We start from the raw sequence: 270 nt of genomic DNA, 5'->3' as shown, positions 1-270 counted from the left end.
ATCCTGCATATATGAGAGATCCTTTATTATTTATCTTGCAAACATATACCTGCTTTTATTAATGGTATTTACGATACAACCAAAAAACGAGTTAACTAATGAAATACACAATATTGTCGCTGGTAGCTGGTGCGCTCATCAGTTGTTCAGCAATGGCAGAGAATACCCTGACTGTAAAGATGAACGATGCCCTGTCCAGCGGAACAGGAGAAAACATAGGTGAAATCACAGTTTCAGAGACACCTTACGGTCTGCTTTTCACTCCTCACC

At 40.0% G+C, this 270-nt stretch carries 1 pseudogene; it reads left to right on the top strand.

Annotated elements, in window-relative coordinates:
* Window positions 1–98: 98 nt before the first annotated feature.
* Window positions 99–270 (top strand): annotated as a pseudogene (gene sodC1, locus ACLJNW_RS25395) (superoxide dismutase [Cu-Zn] SodC1); the annotation flags it as partial.

It is taken from the genome of Salmonella sp. SAL4457, from assembly GCF_046548235.1.
GTDB lineage: Bacteria > Pseudomonadota > Gammaproteobacteria > Enterobacterales > Enterobacteriaceae > Salmonella > Salmonella enterica.
This window is presented reverse-complemented; position numbering and strand designations above follow the sequence as displayed.